Consider the following 21,057-nt stretch of genomic DNA (forward strand, 5'->3'; position numbering starts at 1 on the left):
GCGCTGGTCATCGTCGCACCGATCCTCTATACGACCGCAGAGTAGCTCACACCAGATCTTCGTAGCGCGCCCCGGTCTGTTTCAGCGTCTCCGTCGAGTACAGCCGTTCGTGATCGTACGGCAGGTGCTCGGCCGCCAGTTCGTCTATCTTCTCGTCGACGGCATCAGGATCCCGTCCATGAATCATCGTGAAGAGGTTGTACTCCCAGTCGAGTTCGGGACGGCGTGGACGGTGATAACACAGCGTCACGTACGGGAGTTCGCCGACTGCAACGCCGCGCTCGTCGAGTTCCTCGTCGTCGACGTCCCAGACGACCATGCAGTTGTTGTCGAAACCGGTCACGACGTGGTTGACCACGCAGCCGATCCGCTTGATACAGCCGGTCTCAGCAGGCGATTGATCGCCCTAATGACGTCCGAGACGTCGGCGTCAAGCGCCTCGGCGATGTCCGCGTACGGAGTCGCCGAGAGCGGAAAGCCCGCCTGAATCTCCAGCAGCAGTTCGCCCTCGAACTGCGAGAGGTCGCCCGCAGCATCCTCGCTGATCCGCGTCGCGCTGGCATCCGTCGAACCCTCGCTGGCCAACCCCTCGCGGGCGAACCGATCGGCGTTGACGACGGGGAACTCCAGATTGATGTAGAAGTCCGTTAGCATCGGTAGAACCAGCACGGTACAGCCAGTTCGCTCTTCGATTTCGGCGAGAATCTGGTCGCGGCGCTCCCGGGAACCGGCCGTGACGACGAACCACATGTTCCACTCGTGATCCCGGCGGTAGTTGTGGTTGATCTGCTGGTAGCCGTTGATCACGTCGGCGATCTCTCCGAACCGTTCGTCGGGAGCCTGCACCGCCGCGAGGGCCGAACTACCGATGACGGGGGTTGAGGACCGCGCCGAACCGGCGGAAAATACCCTGCTCGTACAGCCGCGTAACACGCTCTATCGCCTCCGCCTCGCTGACACCGACCGCCTCTCCGACGGCACGGAACGGCCGCGCTTCGATCGGGAAGCCGCTCTGGAAACCGTCGATAATCGACGCGTCGACGTCGTCGATAGACTCGCGCCAGTCGGTCGACCGGGAGTTCATTGTCCCGGAGTTGGACGGCGTAAACCTACGTCTTTCGGGTCGATACGGAGCAGCCGTCACTTTCGGGCAGTCCACACGTTTTTGAGTGATCCCGCGGCACGGCCCCGCATGCTCTGACCGACCGCTCCGGGGCGGTTCGCGGGTGTGCGGCACGCCGCTCCGGCGATACGACCTGCCGCCTGTTAGCTATGCAGTGGGTTGCAGTCACCTGCGGGAAACGGGACGTTTTTGCGCGTGCTCCTCTAACGCGCAGTTATGACCCAGACGTCTCAGAAGTACGGCGAGTGGCCGCTCAAACGCTTGATGACCGCAGTCGTCGGCTCCGGTCCGAAGTCGGCCGACGACATGTCCCGGGAGCAGGCCCGCGAGGCCTTTCAGCGCATCCTCGGTGGCGAACCGGACCACACGACGCTCGGTGCGTTCTGGCTGGCAAACCGCTGGAAACGCAACACGCCCGAGGAACTGGCCGCATACGTCGATGTGATGGCCGAGGAGTCGACAGTTGTCGCCGAACCGGACGCCGACCCGGTCGACTGTGGCGCGAACTACGACGGGAAACACCGGTCAGCACTGCTCGGCGTCGCCGCGGGAATCGTCGCCGCGGGAGCAGGAACGCCCATCGTCACCCACAGCGGCGACCGCGTCCCGACCCAGAAGGAGACGGCGTACAAGCACGTCCTCGACGAACTCGGCGTTCGGACCGAACTCGGCGTCGAAGAGAGCGCCGAGATGGTCGACGAGACCGGCTTTGGCTTCTACTACCAGCCCGAATTCAACCCCGAGATCGACGACCTGTTCGATCGACGGGATATGATGGGTGTCCGGACGTTCGTAAACACCATCGAGACGCTCGCGAACCCGGCCAACGCCGACGTCCACCTCGGAAGCTTCTATCATCTCTCCTTTGCCAAGAAGGTCGTCGACACGTTCCGACAGACCGAGCAGGTCTCGCCCGGGAAGGTGATCATGTTCCAGGGCATGGAAGGCTACGACGATATCCGACCCGGCTACACGAAAGTCGCCGAGTGGCAGGCGGACGGCACCGACGAGGGCGAGTTCGAGGATTACGAGATCGAGACGCCGGAGTACGGCATGGATTTCGAGGAGGAAGACCTCCACGTCGACGACGTCCGGACGGACTCGTCGACGATTACCGAGGAGGTCGTCGCAGGGGAGCGTGAGGATCACTTCGCGGACGCCGTGGCACTGAACGCTGCGTTCCGGATCTACGCCGGCGGCGACGCCGAAACCCTCGACGAAGGGCTCGAGGCCGCACGAGCGGCAATCGACGACGGCAGCGCAGCGGCAGTTCTCGACGACCTGCGAGCGTTCTGGGCTATCCAACGTTTATCGAGCTATCAACCCCGTGAGCATTATATCGCCGGCGCTCCAACATCTACCCGTATGTTCGGATCGAAACTGCGAAAGATCGGCTACGGGTGGATGGCGTTACAGGGACTGCTCTCACTACTGCTGCCGAGACAGTCGCTCAAACTAAACCTGAAGTTGCTGGGAAGTGGGTTCGAGAACCCAACCGAACTACAGCCACGGGACTGGTACGTCAGACAAACCCGAGCGCTGGGGGCGGGGCTGGTCGTCGCCGGTCTCACTGGACTGCTGTTGGAGGATCGTGGAGACGGATCGGAGAACGATAACGTCTCCGTCGAGAAAGTCGAGTAGTCCGCCCGCTATCGAACGACTGTCACTGGGACCGTGGACCGGCGCATCACCGTTTCGGCGACGCTCCCGAGCAGGATCCGGCTCATGCCAGTCCGTCCGTGACTGCCCATGACGATGTGATCGATGTCGTGTTCTTCGGCGTATCTGACGATCGTGTTCGCCGGTCGGCCGATCTCGCTCGCCTTTTTGAGGTCGGCTCCAGCCGATTTTGCATGTTCTTCGGCCTCTTCGAGCACGGAGTTTGCGTCCTCTTCTGCTGTCTCGTACCAGCTTGACGGGAACTCGGCGGCGGCACCCTCGACGGCGTAGCCGGCCTCGCCCGGATCGATCACGGTCAACCCGATTAGTTCAGCGTCGGGAAACTCGGCGATGGCGTGATCGAGAGCGTCGTCCGACTGTGGCGATCCGTCGATCGCGATCAGTACTGTCTTGCTCATACAATAGTTCCAGGCGGCATCCTCAAAAATCCACCCCCGGGAACGGGTGTTGGGACAGACTATCTAGTTGTGTCTGGTCAGACAGTTCGAGAGCCCGATTATTTCGACCGGTTCGGAGTTGTCCGGCGAGTAGACGACCATCTGGCCTTTCTCCATGTACGGCACCTTGCTCTCCAGGTTCGATGGGATGTTGACGCTCTTGATAGCGTCTTCGTCACCGAGGTTCAGGACGACAGTCGTGTTGATCTGCTTGAATACGGGGTCGGCGATGTCCTGTGGATCCTGCGTGATGAGGAAGAGCCCCAGTCGCTCTTTTCGACCCTGTTTGGCGGCGTCGGTGAACTTGCCGATCACTCGACGGGCCTGTGCGCTCTCGGCATCGGTCAGGAAGTTGTGTGCCTCGTCCATCCCCAGCACGACCGGCGTCTCCTTGATACGGTCGTAGTTCGGGTCATTCGAGAGCTTCTGATCGACGAGCAGGCTCGACACCGCGAGGACGATGGTCTCGGCCGCCCGTGTATCGTTGATGTGATACGTCGGCACGACCGTTAGCCCGCCGGGCCGGACGAAGCGGTTGATCTGCTCGGTGATCGGCCGGGCGTCCTGATCAAACACCGACCCGAACCCGCGAACGCGTCGGTTGACCGCGTCGAACGTCGCCTCGTGGACGCGCCCGGACTCGTTGAGTTCCTCGCGGAGCGCCGGGTCGTCCATGAACGTCTGGAACTGATCGTAGGTTCCACTGGCACCGTATTCGCGGAAGAACCGGTCGAGCAGATGGCGGAGCCCGTTGTACTGGTTGTCGTTGAGGCCACCCCCGGCGACCAGCCACTCGTTGTCCCGCACCATCGAGAAGGGGATGGTGAACTCGACCTGCTCGGCGCGGTGGTCGTCGGTGGCGTAGGTCGCGTTGCCGACTTTCGGGACGAACGCGATGGTGTCATCGTGGCCGCCGTGAACGACGCCCTCGCGCTCGTAGCGGCGGGCAGTCTCCCGATCCAGCGACTCGTTGTCGTCGTGCATCTGGGCGTACTCGTCCTGCGGGTCGAACTGGACGACCGCCGGCGTCACCGAACGCCCGTCGTCCATCCGGTAGGTGCGTTCGTCCGCGAGGAACTGCCGGAGAACGTTCTTGGCGCTGTGGGTCTTGCCTGACCCGGTGCCGCCCGCGATCAGGGTGTGCCGGAAGACGAGGGGGTCGCCGTCCTCGTAGTCGTCGTTGAGCCGGTAATCGATCGTCGGTGGCTGGGCGCTCGTCCGAACCTTCTCGCCGCCGACGGCGAGGTGGCCGAGGAAGACGCCGTCCTCGGGGATCTTGAGGCCGGTCTTGATCTCGGACGTATCGTCGGCTTCCTGATCGTGGTCTGGGGTTTGGGAACCCGGTCGGTCATTCGGCGCTTGAGGTCGCCGTCAGTACTGTACAGAACGGCCAATGGCTCCAGATCCGCGAGGAACTTGTAGTCGGCCTCGTCGATACCGTCCTGCGCCATCGCGCGCCGTGCGTGGATCTCCGTTGCGTCGTCGGCGTGGAACTCCTGGGCGTACTCCAGTCCCGCGATCCGGCAGAACAGCGTCTCGCCGTCCGGATACGGCGCGAGCAGATACTTGCCGATCCGGACCGAGGACCGGTTCCCCTTCGTGACGTAGGCCCGGACCGTCGAATCCTCCTCGTCCTCGTGGATCCGAAGCCCCTGCGAGACGGCGATAGTCCCGATGCCCTCTTCGGCCGTTGCAGGCGCCGTCTCGACGGTCTCGAACTCGTCGTCGGCATCGCTCTCGGCGGTGGACGCGCCGTCACCCGTCCCACCATCGTCCCCGCCGTACTCGTCGAAATCGTTCAGATCGGCCATGCTCAGGGAATGTAGCCCATCAGTGAAACGCGTTTCCCTGAACGTACGGACTGGAAAAAACGAAAGAGCGTCGAAAAGCGGGACCGCGCCGCGAACGAAGTGTTAGTCTGCTACCTGTTCAGCCGTCTGGGTCTCCTCCGTCTCGACGTAGATATCGGAGCCATAACGAGGACGGTTGAGCGCAATCACGCCCTGCAATGGCCTTTTCACTGCTGGCGCCCTCTGGTAGAATATGCTACTGGTGCGCGGGCAGGCGGGCGGAACGGCCCTGACGGGCACGCTGTACGAGCGGGGCGAATCGGCACCGACGTTCAAGGGCGCGCCCGACGAGGACGCCGCCTATGTCTGGGTCTGTGACGCGTTTTACGAGGTCGAGAGCGGCGGGGGCGAACAAAAAATCGACGGCGAACCGATCAACGTGGCCTTCGAGTCGCCGATGCCGCGCGGGTTCGACACGCGCGAGCAGGCGGTCGAAGCGGCCAAAGAACACGTCCGGACGCAGTTCGCTCGCGTCGGCGTCGCCGCCGCTGACGTCGATGTCGAACTCGAAAAGACGGAACCGGACGTTCCGGCCTAGAACTCCTCGCCGCCCCACCGGCGGTCATCGTAGCTATGCATGCGGTCAGTGTTGAACGTCGCTTCAGCTCCGAGCGTAGCGAATCCGTCCCCTCGGCACTGATCCGGGCGAGTTCGTCCGCTTTCTGGACCGAGAGCGGCGGGCCGCGCTCGGCGGCGACGTCTGCGAGCAACTGCATCGCGAGGCGCTCGCGGCAGTCGGCCGACTTCGTGAAGGCGTAGGGGGCCTCGATCCGGTAGAGCAGGTCGTCGCGGGGGTCGTAGATCGGAAAAAACGTAACCTCGTAATCTTCCGGATCGAGAGAGCGCTCGACGCCGAAGGCATCGCCGTCCGCACTGAGGAAGCGATCCGCACCGCCGCGCGAGCGGAACCAGTTAGTGAACGTGAGTACGTCGGTCGCGCGGGTGCGTTCACGGCTGGAGTCGCCGTTTGGCCCCTCTCGCTCGGCGAACTCGACCTGTTCGAGCACCCGAGTAAAGAAGGCGGTATCGTTGACCCACGGCGCTTCCTGACCGGTCTCTCGAAGCGTCCGGGTGATGGCTTTTGTCGTCGGGTTCTTCACGAAGCCGACCAGCGGCACCTCCCGCTCGACGAACGTCTCGACGAGTTCGACGTAGTTCGCGATGACGTCGCGAGGCTCCTGTTCGTCCTGAAGGAGGTCGGCGAGTTCGGGTGCCCGGTCGGTCCAGTTCAACATCCCTTTCGGATAGATGGGCCCGTCGAGCACGAACAGGTCGTCGACGGCGTCGGCGTGTTCGAGCGCATGGTGGCTCTCCGCGAGATACAGGCCGAGTTCGTGGACGACGCTCTCCTCGAACCGGGAGACGCGTGGGGCCTGGAGGATCCGCCGGTCGGTGTTGCCCTCGTCCCACTGTGTCCAGTCCGTCGAGACGTCTTTCGACATCTTGTCGCTGACGTGGGCCGTCACGACCACGGTGCGATCCCTGTGGAGATCGAGATCCGAGGGACTCGACGCCATCGCGGCCTGCGCGACGTCGAGAACGAGTCCGTTTTTGAACGACGTGGGGTTGATCGTCCCCGAGTCGAGTCCGTGACTGCTCTGGAACTCCGGATCCTGCAGGGCGACGTCGTCGATAGCGACCTCACAGCGGCGTTGCTCGCCGAGTGGCTCCAGAACCACCCGACCGTCGTCGGCCAGCGGATCGAGAAACTCCTCCCAGACGGTCCGGACGAACTGCTGTTGGTCGGTCTCGTCGACCGACTGATTGATCCGTCTCGCGAGTTGGGTGATCCCCTCGAACTGTACCGGATCCAGCGTCACGTGCTCACCACTCGGCGGCGGAGCGATAAAACCAGCGGGTTCTCGTGGTTCCCGGCCGTCAGGCCGCCTCGGTCTCGGCGAGCAGTTCGTCGAACAGGTCGTCGACACGCCCGGCAATCTCGTCTCTGATCTCTCGGACAGCGTCGAGACCCTGCCCGTCCGGATCGTCGAGCCCCCAGTCGCGGTTCTCGCCGTTCCAGGTCGCCGGACAGACGTCCTGGGCCGAACAGCCCATCGTAATGACGTAGTCGACTGCCTGGAGTTCGTCTGGCGTGATGTCCTTTGGCGTCTTTTCGCGCAGATCGAACCCCTCCTCGTCCATCACGGTCACGACCTCCTCGTGGACGTGCTCTGCGGGATGAGTACCCCCGGTCAGGATCTCGATCTCGTCGACGACGCCCCGGTGCTTCCGTTCGCGCTGGGCGAAGGCTGTGGCCATCTGACTCCGGCCGGCGTTCTGGACGCAGACGAAGGCGACGCGGGTCATGTCTGTAGATCCGGTCATCACTGTCGAGTTGCGGCAGTAGGGGCATAAGCGTTGTTTTCAGCAGATACGTCCGAGTATATAGCGGTACTGAGGGATGGATAGGCGACCGTAGTGGACCCCGTTCCGAACGGGCACCGCGCCCTCGTCCTGTCGAACCGGCACTGCGCTCCGCAGACTGTCGACAGGGCGGCGGATGCTCCGGCCGATCACTCCCCGTCCGTCCGATCCGGCATGGAGAGCACCGGAACGTCGGCCAGACGGGTGACCGTCTCGGTGACGCTCCCGATCAGGTACCGTTCGAGACCGGACCGGCCGTGCGTGCCCATCACGACCAGGTCAATATCGTGATCGTCGGTGTAGTCCAGAATGCTTCGGGCGGGCGACCCGCTGAGCACCGACGCCTGGACGGAGCGGACCTCCGCCCCGTTCGCCCGGTCGATGACGTCGTCGACGGCCTTTTTCCCGGCGTCCTCCAGTCCTGCGAGGACGGCGGCGCTCTCGCCCAGTGGTGAGGTCGCGGCGACGTCGACGACGTGAACGACGTGCAGTGCGGCGTCGTGACGCTCGGCGAGGCTGATCGCGTGGTCGGCGGCGGCGTTCGCGACATCGCTTCCGTCAGTCGGTACGAGGATCGTCTCGAAGTCGGGGTCGAGGACCGCTCCCTCGTGCATGGTCAGGACCGGGACAGGCGACGCGCGGAGCGTCCGTTCAGTGGTGCTCCCGAGCAATCGCTGGTCGATCCCCCTGCGGCCGCGGGTCCCCATGACGATCAGATCGGCGTCGTGGTTCTCGGCGTACTCGACGATTTCCTGGTGGACCGACCGATCCGTTTCGACGGCCTCCGTGGTCGGCGTCACCCCGACCTGATCCCCCGCGCTGACGACCGACGCCAGCAACTGATCGGCGTCCTGAGAGAGTTCTTCGGCCGCCTCGGAGGCGACCTCGGTGGGGAACTCGCCGAGTTCTATGACGTGAATAACGTGCAGTGCGGCGTCGTGACGTTCGGCGAGGGCAACCGCGCCGTCGACTGCCGCCTCCGCTACCTCGCTTCCGTCAGTCGGCACGAGAATCGTGTCGTACATATCCGTCACTACGAGTAGATACGAGCGGATGGACTGTCAACTGGGGTGTCCAGCACACCTCCGGCATCCTGTCGAGGGCACCGAACTCCGCGCCGGCAAACGAAGAGTAGTTACAGGATAAGCGTCTCTGTTGAGCCATGGATGCTGCACTGGTCATCCTCGACGGCTGGGGTATCGGCGAACACGACCGCCGCGACGCAGTAAAGGCCGCCGACACACCAAATTTCGAGCGGCTGGCTGATACAGGCGCGTACGGCACGCTGGAGGTCGCTGGACGCCGCGTCGGACTCCCGGATGGACAGATGGGCAACAGCGAGGTCGGTCACCTCAACATCGGTGCGGGCCGCGTCGTCTACCAGGAGTACACCCGGATCAACGACGCCATCAACGACAGTTCGTTCCAGAGTAACGACGCGATCCAGACTGCCTTCGACCACGCCGAGGCAAACGACGGGCGGGTCCACTTCATGGGACTGGTCAGCGACGGCGGGGTCCACTCCTCGCAGGAACATCTCCACGCGCTGATCGAGATGGCCGCCGAACACGGCGTCGAAGCGACCACGCACGCCTTCATGGACGGCCGCGACACCGCACCCCACGGCGGCGAGGGCTACCTCGAAGACCTCGAAGCCGCCGTCGAACGCCACGGCACCGGCGAAATCGCCACCGTCACCGGCCGCTACTACGCGATGGATCGGGACCAGAACTGGGAGCGCACCCGCCGCGCCTACGACGCAATCGTCAACCGCGAGGGCGACCACACCGCCGAGTCCGCCGTCGAGGCCGTCAGGCAGTCCTACGACCGCGACACCACCGACGAGTTCGTCGAACCGACCACGATCGAGGGCGGCGAAGCGCTCGACGACGGCGATAGCGTCGTCTTCTTCAATTTCCGCTCGGATCGTGCCCGACAGCTTACCCGGATGCTCGCGGACATCCGCCCCGAGTGGGAGTTCGAGACATCGCCACCGGATATCACGGTCACGACGATGACCCAGTACGACAAGACGTTCGACGTCCCCGTTGCCTTCCCGCCGGACCAGCCAGAGGACGTCCTCGGCGAGGTGCTCGCGAACACCGGCAAAACGCAGTTACGACTCGCCGAATCGGAGAAGTACGCCCACGTCACCTACTTCCTCAACGGCGGCCGCGAGGTCGAGTTCGAGGGCGAGATCCGGGAGATCGTCGAGAGCCCGGACGTGCCGACCTACGACCTCCAGCCGGAGATGAGCGCGCCCGAGGTGACCGACACCGCCATCGACGTCCTCGGGAGCGACGACCCGGACGCGATGGTGCTCAACTACGCCAACGCCGACATGGTTGGCCACACGGGCGACTTCGAGGCCGCCACCGAGGCCGTCGAAGCGGTCGACGAACAGCTCGGCCGGCTCGCCGACGCGCTGGAGGAGTACGACGCCAACGTCCTCGTCACCGCCGACCATGGCAACGCCGACGACATGGGCACCGAAGACGACCCACACACCGCCCACACCTACAACCTCGTCCCCTTCCTCTACATCAGCCCCGACGGCGACGACGACGGGAAGACGATCCGCGAGGGCGGTTCGCTCTGTGACCTCGCGCCCACGATGCTCGACCTGATGGATATCGACCAGCCCGAAGTCATGACCGGCGAGAACCTGCTGGAGTAAGGTCGAGCACTTCTTGCAGTAGCTATCAGGGCGGCTTTTCCCGGGTTTTTCAGCGTCTCAGTCGGCGAGCGGGTTGCTTCGAGAGTCGTAAAAACCGCCGCAGAGGGTGCGCCCGAGGCGGGAGTGTACTGAGCAAAGCGAAGTACACGCCGACTGACAGCGACAGTCGAGACTGAGCGAACGCAGGGCGTTCGCGAAGGTCGGAGCGGCATTGCCGCTCCGGAATTTGAACCCGTGCAAGACTCGCTCCGCTCGTCTTGCGTAGTTCAAATCCCATAGAGGGTATTTACGGCTCACGGAGTGACGAGCACACGCTGCGCGGTGCTCGTCGATGTTGTTCGCCGTGGCGCCGCCGACGCCACGAGGTGTCACTCACGGGTTCGTGAAACCGCCGCAAAAGTACGCCCGAGGCGGGATTGTGAACTGCCGGAACTTCGCTCACGATGTTCGCTCGTTCCGTCGTTCAAATTCCGCAGTACGGCGTTCTGCTCACAGACGTCCGAGCGACACGCAACGCGGTCGCTCGTGGATATTGGTTCGCAGAAAGCGCCCGAGGCGGGATTTGAACCCGCGTCACGACCGTGACAGGGTCATATGATAGGCCACTACACCACCCGGGCTGACTACACCTACGCTTTCCCGGGGACTAACTTAAGCCCCTCGCATTGGAGCCGCCCTGCGAACCGTTCTCCCGCGGCCGATCCATGCCCGGGTATAACACACAAGTTCCAAGCGGTACAAGCACCGGTATGGCCGCGATTCCATCAGAGTACCACGACCTATTCGAGCGATCGACAATCGCACACATCGCGACGAAGCTCCCCAACGGCTTCCCCCACGTCACACCGGTCTGGATCGACTACGACGTCGAGGAGGAGCTACTGCTGGTCAACACCGAGCGCGACCGCCGGAAGGAGCGGAACGTCCGGGAGGACCCGAAGGTGGGCGTTAGTATGACCGATCCCGACAATCCCTACCGGCGCGTCTCGGTGTATGGCGAAGTCGTCGAACACACGACCGAGGATGCACGCGAGCATATCGACGAACTCTCAGAGCGCTACACTGGTCAGGAGTACACCGAATCGAACGAGATCGTCACCGAACGCGTGCTGCTGAAGATCAGCCCGAATCATGTGTTTTGAGCAGTCCAAGACGGCACTCACAGGCAGGTATTTTCCTTCGTGATCCCTAGAACAGGTATGACCGAGACACCCGACGTCACCGCAGAACGGCCCGACAGCCCGATTCAGCTAGCCGGCACCGACCACATCTCCGTCATCGGTAGCAACGAAGCGGACACCGTCGAGTTCTATCGCGACCTGCTCGGCATGCCGCTGGTGCTTCGCCAGCCCAACCTCGACGACCCCAACCAGACGCACCTCTTCTTCGACACCGGCGACGGCCGCATTCTCACGTTCTTCGTCACCGACGAGCGCGACTCGGATCCCCGGCCCCAGCGCCACAGCGTCGGCTCCGTCCACCATCTCTCCTTCTCGGTCGACCCCGAGCAGTTCGTCGCAACACGCGAGGCGCTCGACGACGCCGGCCACGGCTACAACGAGTTCGACCGGGGCATCTTCCACTCGCTGTACACCCGCGATCACAACGGCCTCACCATCGAACTCGCGACCGACAAGTTCGACGTGCCCGACGAGCGCCGCGGAGAGGTGCTTGCGACCGCCCAGCGTCTGCGCGTCGAAGACGGCGCGGAGTACGCCGAGGAACGTCACCTCGAAGCCGCGCTGGAAGAACTGGGTATCGAGAGCGAGACGTACGAACTGCCGGACGCCGACAGCGGCACCGGCCTCTAGAACGGGTCGATCAGTTCCAACAGATCGAGCGCACGGTCGACGTACGAGTCGTACTTTCCGCCCTCATCGTCCTCCGACTCCTCGTCCTGCTGGCGCTCGGCCATACTCGATTCGTCATTGGGGAGTCTCATGAGTGTTGTGCCAGTGACAGATAGCGCAGGAAATGCAGAACTGAGGTTTGAACCCGAGGCAAACCTCCGTCCGTTCGGTTTGCGTAGTTCAAATCCCTTAGAGGGTATTTACGGCTCACGGAGTGACGAGCACACGCTGCGCGGTGCTCGTCGATGTTGTTCGCCGTGGCGCCGCCGACGCCACGAGGTGTCACTCACGGGTTCGTGAAACCGCCGCAAAAGTACGCCCGAGGCGGGACTGAGCGAACGCAGGGCGTTCGCGAAGGTCGGAGCGGCAATGCCGCTCCGGGATTTGAACCCCGGTCACAGCAAAGCTGTTCCCTGCTTCAAATCCCTTCTATCGGCGTTTCGCTGACGCAGTGGCTCGCTGCGCTCGCCAATTTGCGTCAGCAGAAAGCGCCCGAGGCGGGATTTGAACCCGCGTCACGACCGTGACAGGGTCATATGATAGGCCACTACACCACCCGGGCTTTCGAACGCATCCTATCGTTGCCCAGTCTCGTTCTTAAGGCTTTCCAAATAAAGAGCGTATGGCACCGGGAGACAGCCGTGCCACGACGCCACAAACCCTATAAACATCGCTCTTGTAGCGACAGATACTGACAGTCGACAGATCCGTGTGCGTTGACCCGAGTTTGCCCGCTCCTTCTGGGGCCCGATAGCTGTAAATCCCAACGTACTTGGTAAGCCTTAATAGCCCTGCGTCTTTACGGGCCTGTAGTATCTCGTGATAGCAGTTTCTCTCTCCGATCAGACCCACAACACATGGTAGACGTAAGCCAACACGAACTCGTCCCCGAGCACTCAGTCGTCGAGGAAGACGTTCTCGACGAACTGCTCGAGGAGTACGACATCGGACGCACAGACCTGCCGAAAATCAAACGGGCGGACCCGGCACTGCCCGATGACGCGGAGGTCGGCGACGTAATCAAGATCGTTCGGGACTCGCGGACGACCGATCGAGCCGTCACCTATCGAATGGTGGTTGAATAATGAATCAGGAAGATAGACGTACGATCTCGCGGGAGTATTTTGGAAAGGAACGACTCGCAGAACACCACTACCGTTCGTTCAACTCCTTCCTCAATCGAGGGATGCAGCAGGTCGTCGACGAGAAGGAGACGATCGACACCGACATCGGTGACAAGGAGGGCGAAGAGCCTGTCCACGTCGAACTCGGCGACGTCCGCGTCGTGACGCCGCGGGTTCGCGAGGCCGACGGTAGCGAAGAACTGCTCTACCCGCAGGAAGCGCGCCTGCGCAACATCACCTACTCCGCGCCGGTCTTCATGGAGATGGAGATCGTGAAAGGCGATCCGGAAGAGGGCGAAGAGCGCGTCGTCGACAGCACCGAGACGAAAGTCGGTCGGATGCCCGTCATGGTCGGCTCCGAGAAGTGTAACATCGCCGGCTTCAGCGACGAGGAACTGATCGAGATCGGCGAGGACCCCGCCGACCCCGGTGGCTACTTCATCGTCAACGGCTCCGAGCGCGTACTGATGACGAGCGAGGACCTCGCGCCGAACAAGATCCTCGCCGAGTACGACACCAAGTACGGCGACGAGATCCAGGTCGCCAAAACGTTCAGCCAGCGCCGTGGCTACCGCGCTCTCGTGCTCACCGAGCGTACCCGTGACGGCCTGCTCGAAGTCTCGTTCCCGTCCGTGTCGGGGAGCGTCAACTTCGTCACGCTCGTTCGCGCGCTCGGACTCGAATCCGACGAGGAGATCGTCCACCGCGTCTCCGACGACCCGGAGATCGTGAAGTTCATGCTCGAAAACCTGGAGGCCGCCGACGTCCAGACGACCGAAGGGGCAATCGAGACGCTGGGCGAGCGCGTCGCCTCCGGCCAGGGCAAGAACTACCAGCTCAAACGCGCCAACTACGTTATCGACCGCTACCTGCTTCCGCACCTCCACGAGGAGGGCGTCGAGGAGGAGGACGTCCGTATCAACAAGGCCTATTACCTCTGCCGGATGGCGGAGGCCTGCTTCGAGCTGCGCTTGGCCGCCGCGAATCCGACGACAAGGACCACTACGCCAACAAGCGTCTGAAGGTCAGCGGCGACCTGATGAAAGACCTGTTCCGGACCGCGCTGAACAAGCTCGCACGGGACGTCAAATACCAGCTCGAACGCGCCAACATGCGGAATCGTCAGCTCTCCGTGAACACGGTCGTCCGCTCTGACGTGCTGACCGAGCGGCTCGAACACCCGATTGCGACCGGGAACTGGGTCGGAGGCCGCTCCGGCGTCTCACAGTTGGTCGATCGGACCGACTTCATGGGCGTGCTCTCTCACCTCCGCCGACTGCGCTCGCCGCTCTCGCGCAGTCAGCCACACTTCGAGGCGCGGGACCTGCACGCCACGCAGTGGGCCGTATCTGTCCCTCCGAGACCCCCGAGGGACCGAACTGTGGGCTGGTGAAGAACTTCGCGCAAGCGATGGAACTCTCACAGGACGTCGAGGACGAAAAGGAACTGAAACGAGAACTCGCCTCTATGGGTGTCGAGGGGATCCCCGGCATCGAGGGCGTCGACAGACGAGTGGAGAGTGACTGATATGAGCCAACAACAAGAACGCGAAGCGAAGGTGTACGTCAACGGAAGTCTGGTCGGAACACATCCCGAGCCCGAACGGCTCGCGGATCAGATCCGAGAGGCCCGCCGCCGCGGCGAGGTCAGCGAGATGGTCAACGTCTCGGTCGACCAGCGAACCCGGGAAGTGATCGTCAACGCGGACGCGGGCCGTGCCCGTCGCCCGCTGCTCGTCGTCACCGACGGCGACACGCTCGTCTCCGACGAGGAGATAGAGGCCCTCGAAGAGGGCGAACTCGAGTTCGAGGATCTCGTCGAGATGGGCTACGTCGAGTTCATCGACGCCGAGGAGGAAGAGGACATCTACGTCGCCGTCGACGAGGACGATGTGACCGAGGATCACACCCACATGGAGATCGACCCGCAACTGATCTTCGGGATCGGTGCAGGGATGATCCCCTACCCCGAGCACAACGCCAGCCCGCGAATTACGATGGGCGCAGGGATGATCAAGCAGTCGCTCGGTCTCCCCTCCGCGAACTACCGGATCCGACCGGACACGCGCCAGCACCTCCTGCACTACCCGCAGCTATCGATGGTCAAGACCCAGACCACCGAGCAGATCGGCTACGACGACCGACCGGCGGCACAGAACTTCGTCGTCGCCGTCATGTCGTATGAAGGGTTCAACATCGAGGACGCACTGGTGATGAATCAGGGATCGGTCGACCGCGCACTCGCCCGCTCGCACTTCTTCCGAACCTACGAGGGCGAAGAACGGCGCTATCCCGGCGGTCAGGAGGACCGCTTCGAGATTCCCGACGATGACGTCCGCGGCGCACGTGGCGAGGACGCCTACACGCATCTGGACGAGGACGGCCTCGTCAACCCCGAGACGCGCGTCGACGAGAACTCCGTGCTGCTCGGCAAGACGAGTCCACCGCGATTCCTCGAAGAGCCGGACGACATGGGCGGTCTCAGCCCGCAGAAACGCCGCGAAACCAGCGTCACCATGCGCTCGGGCGAGGATGGTGTCGTCGACACTGTCACGCTGATGGAGGGCGAGGACGGGTCCAAACTCTCGAAGGTCTCGGTTCGGGACGAGCGGATTCCCGAACTCGGCGACAAGTTCGCGAGCCGACACGGTCAGAAAGGTGTCGTCGGCCATCTCGCGCCCCAGGAGGACATGCCGTTCACCGAGGAGGGCGTCGTCCCGGACCTGCTCGTCAATCCGCACGCACTGCCGTCGCGGATGACGGTCGGGCACATCCTGGAGATGATCGGCGGCAAGGTCGGTTCGATGGAGGGCCGCCGTGTCGACGGGACGCCGTTTACCGGCGAGGACGAGAGCGAACTCCGCGGGATGCTCGAAGAACACGGCTTCCAGTCCTCTGGCAAAGAGACCATGTACTCCGGCATCTCCGGTGAGAAGATCGAGGCCGAGATCTTCGTCGGCACCATCTTCTACCAGAAACTCTACCACATGGTGTCGAACAAACTGCACGCCCGCTCGCGCGGGCCGGTGCAGGTCCTGACTCGGCAGCCAACCGAGGGACGTGCCCGCGAAGGCGGACTCCGTATCGGAGAGATGGAACGGGACGTCTTCATCGGTCACGGCGCGGCAATGACGCTCAAGGAACGACTCCTCGACGAGTCCGACCGCGAAGAGGTGTACATCTCCGCCGAGACGGGGATGGTCGCCGTCAACGACGTCAACCAGAACCGCGTATACGACCAGCTTACCGGGGACGAAAGCGACATTCACAAGATCGAGATCAGCTATGCGTTCAAACTGCTGCTCGACGAGATGATGGCGCTTGGCATCCGGCCCCGACTCAAACTGGAGGATGCAGTCTAACATGAACGTAGAAACACCAAAAGAGCTCGGCGGCATCGAGTTCGGGCTCATGGATCCGGAGACGTACCGCGATATGTCCGTCACGAAGGTCATCACGGCGGACACCTACGACGACGACGGGTTCCCCATCGACATGGGGCTGATGGACCCGCGACTCGGCGTAATCGACCCCGGACTCGAATGTCCGAGCTGTGGCCAGCATTCGGGCTCGTGCCCGGGTCACTTCGGTCACATCGAACTCGCCGCCCCGGTCATCCACGTCGGCTTCACGAAGCTCATCCGACGTCTACTGCGTGGGACCTGTCGTGACTGCTCGAAGCTACTGCTGACCGAGGACGAGAAAGAGGAGTTCCACGACGAACTGGAGACCACGAAGAAGCTGAGCAACGACGTCAACGACGTCACCAAGGCCGGGATCCGCCAGGCTCGCAAGAAGGATGTCTGCCCCCACTGTGGCGAGCAGCAGTACGACATCAACCACGAGAAACCGACGACCTACTACGAGGTCCAGCAGGTGCTCACCAGCGAGTACCCACAGCTGATCTCCGCGGCAATGCAGGGAGACGAAGAAGAGGACCGCGATCCGATGCCGCCCCAGGATCTGGCCGACAAGACCGGCATCGACCTCTCCCGAGTCAACGACATTCTCGGCGGCGAGTTCCGGCCGCGCGAAGACGACCGGAAAGCCATCGAGAAAGCACTCGACCTCGACCTGACCGAGGAGGACATGAACAAGCTAATGCCCAGCGACATCCGGGACTGGTTCGAGGCTATCCCGGACGAGGACATCGAGGTACTGGGAATCAACTCCGAGCGCTCGCGCCCGGAATGGATGATTCTCACTGTGCTGCCAGTGCCGCCGGTGACCGCACGCCCCTCGATTACCCTGGACAACGGTCAGCGTAGCGAGGACGACCTGACCCACAAACTGGTCGACATCATCCGCATCAACCAGCGGTTCATGGAGAACCGTGAGGCGGGTGCACCGCAGTTGATTATCGAGGACCTCTGGGAACTGCTCCAGTACCACGTCACCACGTTCATGGACAACGAGATCAGCGGGACGCCGCCGGCGCGACACCGCTCCGGTCGCCCGCTGAAGACGCTTTCACAGCGACTCAAAGGGAAGGAGGGTCGCTTCCGAGGCAGCCTCTCCGGGAAGCGCGTGAACTTCTCGGCCCGAACCGTCATCTCGCCGGACCCGACGCTCAGCCTCAACGAAGTCGGCGTCCCGGACCACGTCGCAAAGGAGATGACCCAGACGATGAACGTCACCGAGCGCAACCTCCGGCAGGCCCGACAGTACGTCTCGAACGGGCCCGAAGGCCACCCCGGTGCGAACTACGTCAAGCGACCTGACGGTCGCCGACTGAAGGTGACCGAGAAGAACTGCGAGGAACTCGCCGAGAAGGTCGAGTCCGGTTGGGAGGTCAACCGTCACCTGGTCGACGGCGACATCATCATCTTCAACCGACAGCCGTCGCTACACCGGATGTCCATCATGGCGCACGAAGTCGTCGTGATGCCGTACAAGACGTTCCGACTGAACACCGTTGTCTGTCCGCCGTACAACGCTGACTTTGACGGCGACGAGATGAACATGCACGCCCTCCAGAACGAGGAGGCCCGTGCGGAGGCACGCGTCCTGATGCGGGTTCAGGAACAGATCCTCAGCCCGCGCTTCGGTGAGAACATCATCGGCGCGATTCAGGACCACATCTCCGGAACGTACCTGCTGACGAACGATAACCCACACTTCAACGAGACGCAGGCACTGGACCTGCTTCGTGCGACACACGTCGACGAACTGCCGCCCGAGGACGGCGTCGAGGACGGCAAACCGTACTGGACGGGTCGACAGCTGTTCTCCGAACTGCTGCCCGATGACCTCAACCTCGAGTTCATGTCCTCGGCGGGCGACGACGTGCTCATCGAGAACGGCCAACTCGTCAAGGGAACGATCGACGAGGACGGCGTCGGCGCGTTCGGCGGCGAAATCGTCGACACCGTCACGAAGGTCCACGGCGAGACACGAGCCCGACAGCTGATCAACGAGATCGCCGCGCTCGCGATGCGCTCGATCATGCACTTCGGGTTCTCGATTGCGATCGACGACGAGACGGTCTCCTACGACGCGCGCGAGCGGATCAGCGAGACGATTGACGACGCCTACGACCGCGTCGAAGAGCTGATCGAGACCTACGAGGCGGGCGAACTCGAATCCCTGCCCGGTCGAACGGTCCACGAGACCCTCGAGATGAAGATCATGCAGACGCTGGGCAAGGCGCGTGACAACGCCGGAGACATCGCCGAAGAGCACTTCGACGACGACAATCCGGCCGTCATCATGGCCGAGTCCGGTGCGCGTGGGTCGATGCTGAACCTGACCCAGATGGCCGGCTGTGTCGGCCAGCAGGCAGTTCGTGGCGAGCGGATCAACCGCGGCTACGAGGACCGGACGCTCTCTCACTACAAGCCAAACGACCTCTCGGCGGACGCACACGGCTTCGTCGAGCACTCGTACACGGAAGGCCTGGACCCGCGGGAGTTCTTCTTCCACGCGATGGGTGGCCGTGAGGGCCTGGTCGACACGGCAGTCCGGACGTCCAAGTCCGGCTACCTCCAGCGCCGGCTGATCAACGCTCTCTCCGAACTCGAAACGCAGTACGACGGCACTGTCCGGGACACCTCGGACACCATCGTCCAGTTCGAGTTCGGCGAGGACGGCACCAGTCCGGTGAAGGTCTCCTCACACGCGGATAACGAGATCGATGTCGAGGATATCGCCGACCAGATCGTCGAGGCGGAGTTCGCCGACGACACCGAGAAAGAACAGTTCATGGGCCGCGAGGAACCGCCGACGAACCTCTCGGAACACTCCGACGCGCGGCGCATCCAGCCGCCGATGACGGAGCCGGAGAGTGAGCCTGAACCGGCAGCCACGGAGGTGGACGATGACTGAGCGACTGGAGTTCGACATCAGCAACGACGAGGAGGCGATCGTCGAGGACACCGACCTGCCCCGCCGACTCAAGAACAAGGTCTACGAGACGCTCGAAGAGCGCGACCTGAGCATCGAAGAGGCAAACGACATCGTCACCGTCGTCGAGAACCGATATCTCGACACGCGGATCGATCCGCTCGACCCCGTCGGGACCGTCAGCGCCCAGTCGATCGGGGAGCCCGGAACGCAGATGACCATGAACACGTTCCACTACGCGGGTGTCGCGGAGATCGACGTGACGCAGGGACTGCCGCGACTGATCGAACTCGTCGACGCGCGGAAAGAGCCCGATACGCCGACGATGACGGTCCACCTCGAGGACGAGTACGCGGAGGACCGCGAGAAAGCCCACGAGGTCGTCTGGAACCTCGAAGCGACGAAGATCCTCGCGCTCGGTGACGTCTCGACGAACGTCGCGGACATGCGCGTGCGGATCGACCTCAACGAGGACACGCTCGAAGAGCGAATGATCGAGCCCGAAGGCATCGCCGATACGATCGAGGCGAACCTCGGCGTCGAGACGATCCAGGACGGATCGGTCATCCAGTTCGGCCCGAAAGAGCCCAGCTATCGTGACCTGCTCCAGCTCGTCGAGGAGCTTCGCGAGATCACGTTCAAGGGGATCGAGGAGATCTCCCGGGTCGTCATCCGGAAGGAGGAAACCGAGGACGGCGAGGAGTTCGTCCTCTACACCGAGGGATCGGCCTTCGGCGACGCACTCGCCATCGAGGGCGTCGATTCCTCTCGCGTGACGACCAACAACATCCACGAAGTGAATCGGAACCTCGGCATCGAGGCCACTCGCGAGGCCATCATCAACGAGACGATGGACACGCTCGAAGAGCAGGGTCTGGACGACGTGAACGTCCGGCATCTGATGCTGGTCGCCGACATGATGACGAACCCCGGGACGGTCGAGTCGATCGGCCGACACGGCATCTCCGGCAACAAGGACAGCGTGCTCGCTCGCGCGGCGTTCGAGGTGACGGTGAACCACCTGCTCGACGCCGCGATCCATGGCGAGGTCGACGACCTCGACGGCGTCACGGAGAACGTCATCGTCGGGAAGCCGATCAAACTCGGCACCGGCGACGTCGACCTCCGGATGGGTTCGTTTAGCCCGGACGTCGAGACGAGTTCCGACTGATGACGGTCACCCTGTCGGACGCGGCGCGGCAGTATCTGGTCGCCTTCGAGGACGCGACAGGTGCCGAAGCCCGCGATTGTGTGGTCGACGAGGAGGAGGACCGACTCCTGATTCTCGTCGCCACCGGCGACATGGCCCAGGCAATCGGCCCCGGCGGGGAGAACGTCAGAAAGGCGGAAGAGCGGATCGGCAAGGACGTCAAACTGGTCGAGGACGCGCCGACCGCCGAGGAGTTCGTCGCGAACGCGCTCGCTCCCGCCGCGGTGTACAACGTAACGATCAGCGAAAACGACGGACTGGTCGCGTATGCCGAAGTCGCAGAGGAAGACACCGGCGTCGCCATCGGGGAGGGCGGATCGAACATTGACGCCGCCCGCCTGCTGGCCGAGCGACATTTCGATATCGAAGACGTGCAGTTGACGTAGCGGCACTGTTTTTCG

14 protein-coding genes, 2 tRNA genes and 5 pseudogenes are annotated in these 21,057 nt (G+C 63.1%); 13 read left to right on the forward strand and 8 right to left on the reverse strand.

All coding sequences use genetic code 11. The features are described 5' to 3' along the window. Positions 1-46: 46 nt before the first annotated feature. A pseudogene (locus tag ACFQH2_RS16830) lies at positions 47-1,084 on the reverse strand (Lrp/AsnC family transcriptional regulator). Between the two features lie 255 nt (positions 1,085-1,339). Between ACFQH2_RS16830 and ACFQH2_RS16835 the strand changes: the two are divergent. After that, positions 1,340-2,416 (forward strand): annotated as a pseudogene (locus ACFQH2_RS16835) (anthranilate phosphoribosyltransferase); the annotation flags it as partial. Positions 2,417-2,772: 356 nt separating this feature from the next. On the opposite strand, the gene ACFQH2_RS16840 reads toward ACFQH2_RS16835, so the two are convergent. Both ACFQH2_RS16840 and ACFQH2_RS16845 read right to left on the reverse strand, forming a co-directional pair. Beyond that, positions 2,773-3,201, reverse strand: a complete 429-nt coding sequence (locus ACFQH2_RS16840; protein ID WP_377055628.1) for a universal stress protein — start codon at positions 3,199-3,201, stop codon at positions 2,773-2,775. A 63-nt stretch (positions 3,202-3,264) separates the two neighbouring features. After that, positions 3,265-5,051 (reverse strand): annotated as a pseudogene (locus ACFQH2_RS16845) (ATP-binding protein). Positions 5,052-5,283: 232 nt separating this feature from the next. On the opposite strand from ACFQH2_RS16845, the gene ACFQH2_RS16850 reads away from it, so the two are divergent. Continuing rightward, a complete protein-coding gene (locus tag ACFQH2_RS16850; protein WP_377055632.1) occupies positions 5,284-5,628 on the forward strand; it encodes a DUF7113 family protein in 345 nt (114 codons plus the stop codon). A gap of 160 nt (positions 5,629-5,788) precedes the next feature. Here the strand turns inward: ACFQH2_RS16850 and ACFQH2_RS16855 are convergent. From ACFQH2_RS16855 to ACFQH2_RS16865, 3 genes and pseudogenes are all read right to left on the reverse strand, one after another. After that, positions 5,789-7,018 (reverse strand): annotated as a pseudogene (locus tag ACFQH2_RS16855) (DNA double-strand break repair nuclease NurA); the annotation flags it as partial. Further along, positions 6,969-7,415 carry an arsenate reductase ArsC gene (locus tag ACFQH2_RS16860; RefSeq protein WP_377055636.1) on the reverse strand — a complete coding sequence of 149 codons (447 nt, stop codon included), beginning with the start codon at positions 7,413-7,415 and terminating at the stop codon, positions 6,969-6,971. The gene ACFQH2_RS16860 and the pseudogene ACFQH2_RS16855, both read right to left, overlap by 50 nt. 188 nt (positions 7,416-7,603) lie before the next feature. Next, complete coding sequence (locus ACFQH2_RS16865) at positions 7,604-8,479, reverse strand: universal stress protein (protein ID WP_377055638.1); 876 nt, start codon at positions 8,477-8,479, stop codon at positions 7,604-7,606. A gap of 137 nt (positions 8,480-8,616) precedes the next feature. On the opposite strand from ACFQH2_RS16865, the gene gpmI reads away from it, so the two are divergent. After that, the gene (gpmI, locus tag ACFQH2_RS16870; RefSeq protein WP_377055640.1) at positions 8,617-10,131 is read left to right on the forward strand and encodes a 2,3-bisphosphoglycerate-independent phosphoglycerate mutase; all 1,515 of its coding nucleotides are present in this window, start codon (positions 8,617-8,619) and stop codon (positions 10,129-10,131) included. Positions 10,132-10,678: 547 nt separating this feature from the next. Here the strand turns inward: gpmI and ACFQH2_RS16875 are convergent. Next, positions 10,679-10,751 (reverse strand) — tRNA-Asp (locus tag ACFQH2_RS16875). 129 nt (positions 10,752-10,880) lie between these two features. Here ACFQH2_RS16875 and ACFQH2_RS16880 point away from each other — a divergent pair. Next, entirely contained in the window at positions 10,881-11,273 is a 393-nt protein-coding gene (locus ACFQH2_RS16880) for a PPOX class F420-dependent oxidoreductase (protein ID WP_377055642.1), read from the forward strand. Positions 11,274-11,330: 57 nt separating this feature from the next. Beyond that, positions 11,331-11,942: a VOC family protein gene (locus tag ACFQH2_RS16885; RefSeq protein ID WP_377055644.1), complete on the forward strand. Its 612-nt coding sequence runs from the start codon at positions 11,331-11,333 to the stop codon at positions 11,940-11,942. A gap of 528 nt (positions 11,943-12,470) precedes the next feature. Here ACFQH2_RS16885 and ACFQH2_RS16890 read toward each other — a convergent pair. Next, positions 12,471-12,543 (reverse strand) — tRNA-Asp (locus ACFQH2_RS16890). A gap of 295 nt (positions 12,544-12,838) precedes the next feature. Between ACFQH2_RS16890 and ACFQH2_RS16895 the strand changes: the two genes are divergently transcribed. The 8 genes and pseudogenes from ACFQH2_RS16895 to ACFQH2_RS16930 all read left to right on the forward strand — a co-directional run bounded on the left by ACFQH2_RS16895 (position 12,839) and on the right by ACFQH2_RS16930 (position 21,042). Continuing rightward, positions 12,839-13,066, forward strand: coding sequence for a DNA-directed RNA polymerase subunit H (locus tag ACFQH2_RS16895; protein WP_377055646.1), 228 nt, complete (start codon positions 12,839-12,841; stop codon positions 13,064-13,066). Further along, complete coding sequence (locus ACFQH2_RS16900; protein ID WP_377076947.1) at positions 13,066-14,127, forward strand: DNA-directed RNA polymerase subunit B''; 1,062 nt, start codon at positions 13,066-13,068, stop codon at positions 14,125-14,127. Before ACFQH2_RS16895 ends, ACFQH2_RS16900 begins: the two co-directional genes overlap by 1 nt. A 227-nt stretch (positions 14,128-14,354) precedes the next feature. Beyond that, positions 14,355-14,402, forward strand: a pseudogene (locus ACFQH2_RS16905) (hypothetical protein); the annotation flags it as partial. 92 nt (positions 14,403-14,494) lie between these two features. Next, positions 14,495-14,632, forward strand: a complete 138-nt coding sequence (locus tag ACFQH2_RS16910; protein WP_377076948.1) for a hypothetical protein — start codon at positions 14,495-14,497, stop codon at positions 14,630-14,632. 1 nt (position 14,633) lies between these two features. Then, positions 14,634-16,466, forward strand: a complete 1,833-nt coding sequence (gene rpoB / locus ACFQH2_RS16915) for a DNA-directed RNA polymerase subunit B (RefSeq protein WP_377055651.1) — start codon at positions 14,634-14,636, stop codon at positions 16,464-16,466. A gap of 1 nt (position 16,467) precedes the next feature. Beyond that, the gene (locus tag ACFQH2_RS16920; protein ID WP_377055654.1) at positions 16,468-19,428 is read left to right on the forward strand and encodes a DNA-directed RNA polymerase subunit A'; all 2,961 of its coding nucleotides are present in this window, start codon (positions 16,468-16,470) and stop codon (positions 19,426-19,428) included. Continuing rightward, the gene (gene rpoA2, locus ACFQH2_RS16925; protein ID WP_377055656.1) at positions 19,421-20,617 is read left to right on the forward strand and encodes a DNA-directed RNA polymerase subunit A''; all 1,197 of its coding nucleotides are present in this window, start codon (positions 19,421-19,423) and stop codon (positions 20,615-20,617) included. The genes ACFQH2_RS16920 and rpoA2 overlap by 8 nt, the downstream gene beginning before the upstream one ends. Next, on the forward strand, positions 20,617-21,042 hold the full coding sequence (locus ACFQH2_RS16930; RefSeq protein WP_377055658.1) for a NusA-like transcription termination signal-binding factor: 426 nt from the start codon (positions 20,617-20,619) through the stop codon (positions 21,040-21,042). Before rpoA2 ends, ACFQH2_RS16930 begins: the two co-directional genes overlap by 1 nt. The last annotated feature ends 15 nt before the right edge of the window (positions 21,043-21,057 follow it).

Source organism: Natronoarchaeum sp. GCM10025703 (assembly GCF_042661985.1).
Classification (GTDB): Archaea; Halobacteriota; Halobacteria; order Halobacteriales; family Natronoarchaeaceae; genus Natranaeroarchaeum.

Coding starts and splice junctions, on each gene's coding strand:
- ACFQH2_RS16840 (WP_377055628.1), bottom strand. CDS start 3,201: ATGAGCAAGACAGTACTGATCGCGATCGACGGATCGCCACAGTCGGAC.
- ACFQH2_RS16850 (WP_377055632.1), top strand. CDS start 5,284: ATGCTACTGGTGCGCGGGCAGGCGGGCGGAACGGCCCTGACGGGCACG.
- ACFQH2_RS16860 (WP_377055636.1), bottom strand. CDS start 7,415: ATGACCGGATCTACAGACATGACCCGCGTCGCCTTCGTCTGCGTCCAG.
- ACFQH2_RS16865 (WP_377055638.1), bottom strand. CDS start 8,479: ATGTACGACACGATTCTCGTGCCGACTGACGGAAGCGAGGTAGCGGAG.
- gpmI (WP_377055640.1), top strand. CDS start 8,617: ATGGATGCTGCACTGGTCATCCTCGACGGCTGGGGTATCGGCGAACAC.
- ACFQH2_RS16880 (WP_377055642.1), top strand. CDS start 10,881: ATGGCCGCGATTCCATCAGAGTACCACGACCTATTCGAGCGATCGACA.
- ACFQH2_RS16885 (WP_377055644.1), top strand. CDS start 11,331: ATGACCGAGACACCCGACGTCACCGCAGAACGGCCCGACAGCCCGATT.
- ACFQH2_RS16895 (WP_377055646.1), top strand. CDS start 12,839: ATGGTAGACGTAAGCCAACACGAACTCGTCCCCGAGCACTCAGTCGTC.
- ACFQH2_RS16900 (WP_377076947.1), top strand. CDS start 13,066: ATGAATCAGGAAGATAGACGTACGATCTCGCGGGAGTATTTTGGAAAG.
- rpoB (WP_377055651.1), top strand. CDS start 14,634: ATGAGCCAACAACAAGAACGCGAAGCGAAGGTGTACGTCAACGGAAGT.
- ACFQH2_RS16920 (WP_377055654.1), top strand. CDS start 16,468: ATGAACGTAGAAACACCAAAAGAGCTCGGCGGCATCGAGTTCGGGCTC.
- rpoA2 (WP_377055656.1), top strand. CDS start 19,421: ATGACTGAGCGACTGGAGTTCGACATCAGCAACGACGAGGAGGCGATC.
- ACFQH2_RS16930 (WP_377055658.1), top strand. CDS start 20,617: ATGACGGTCACCCTGTCGGACGCGGCGCGGCAGTATCTGGTCGCCTTC.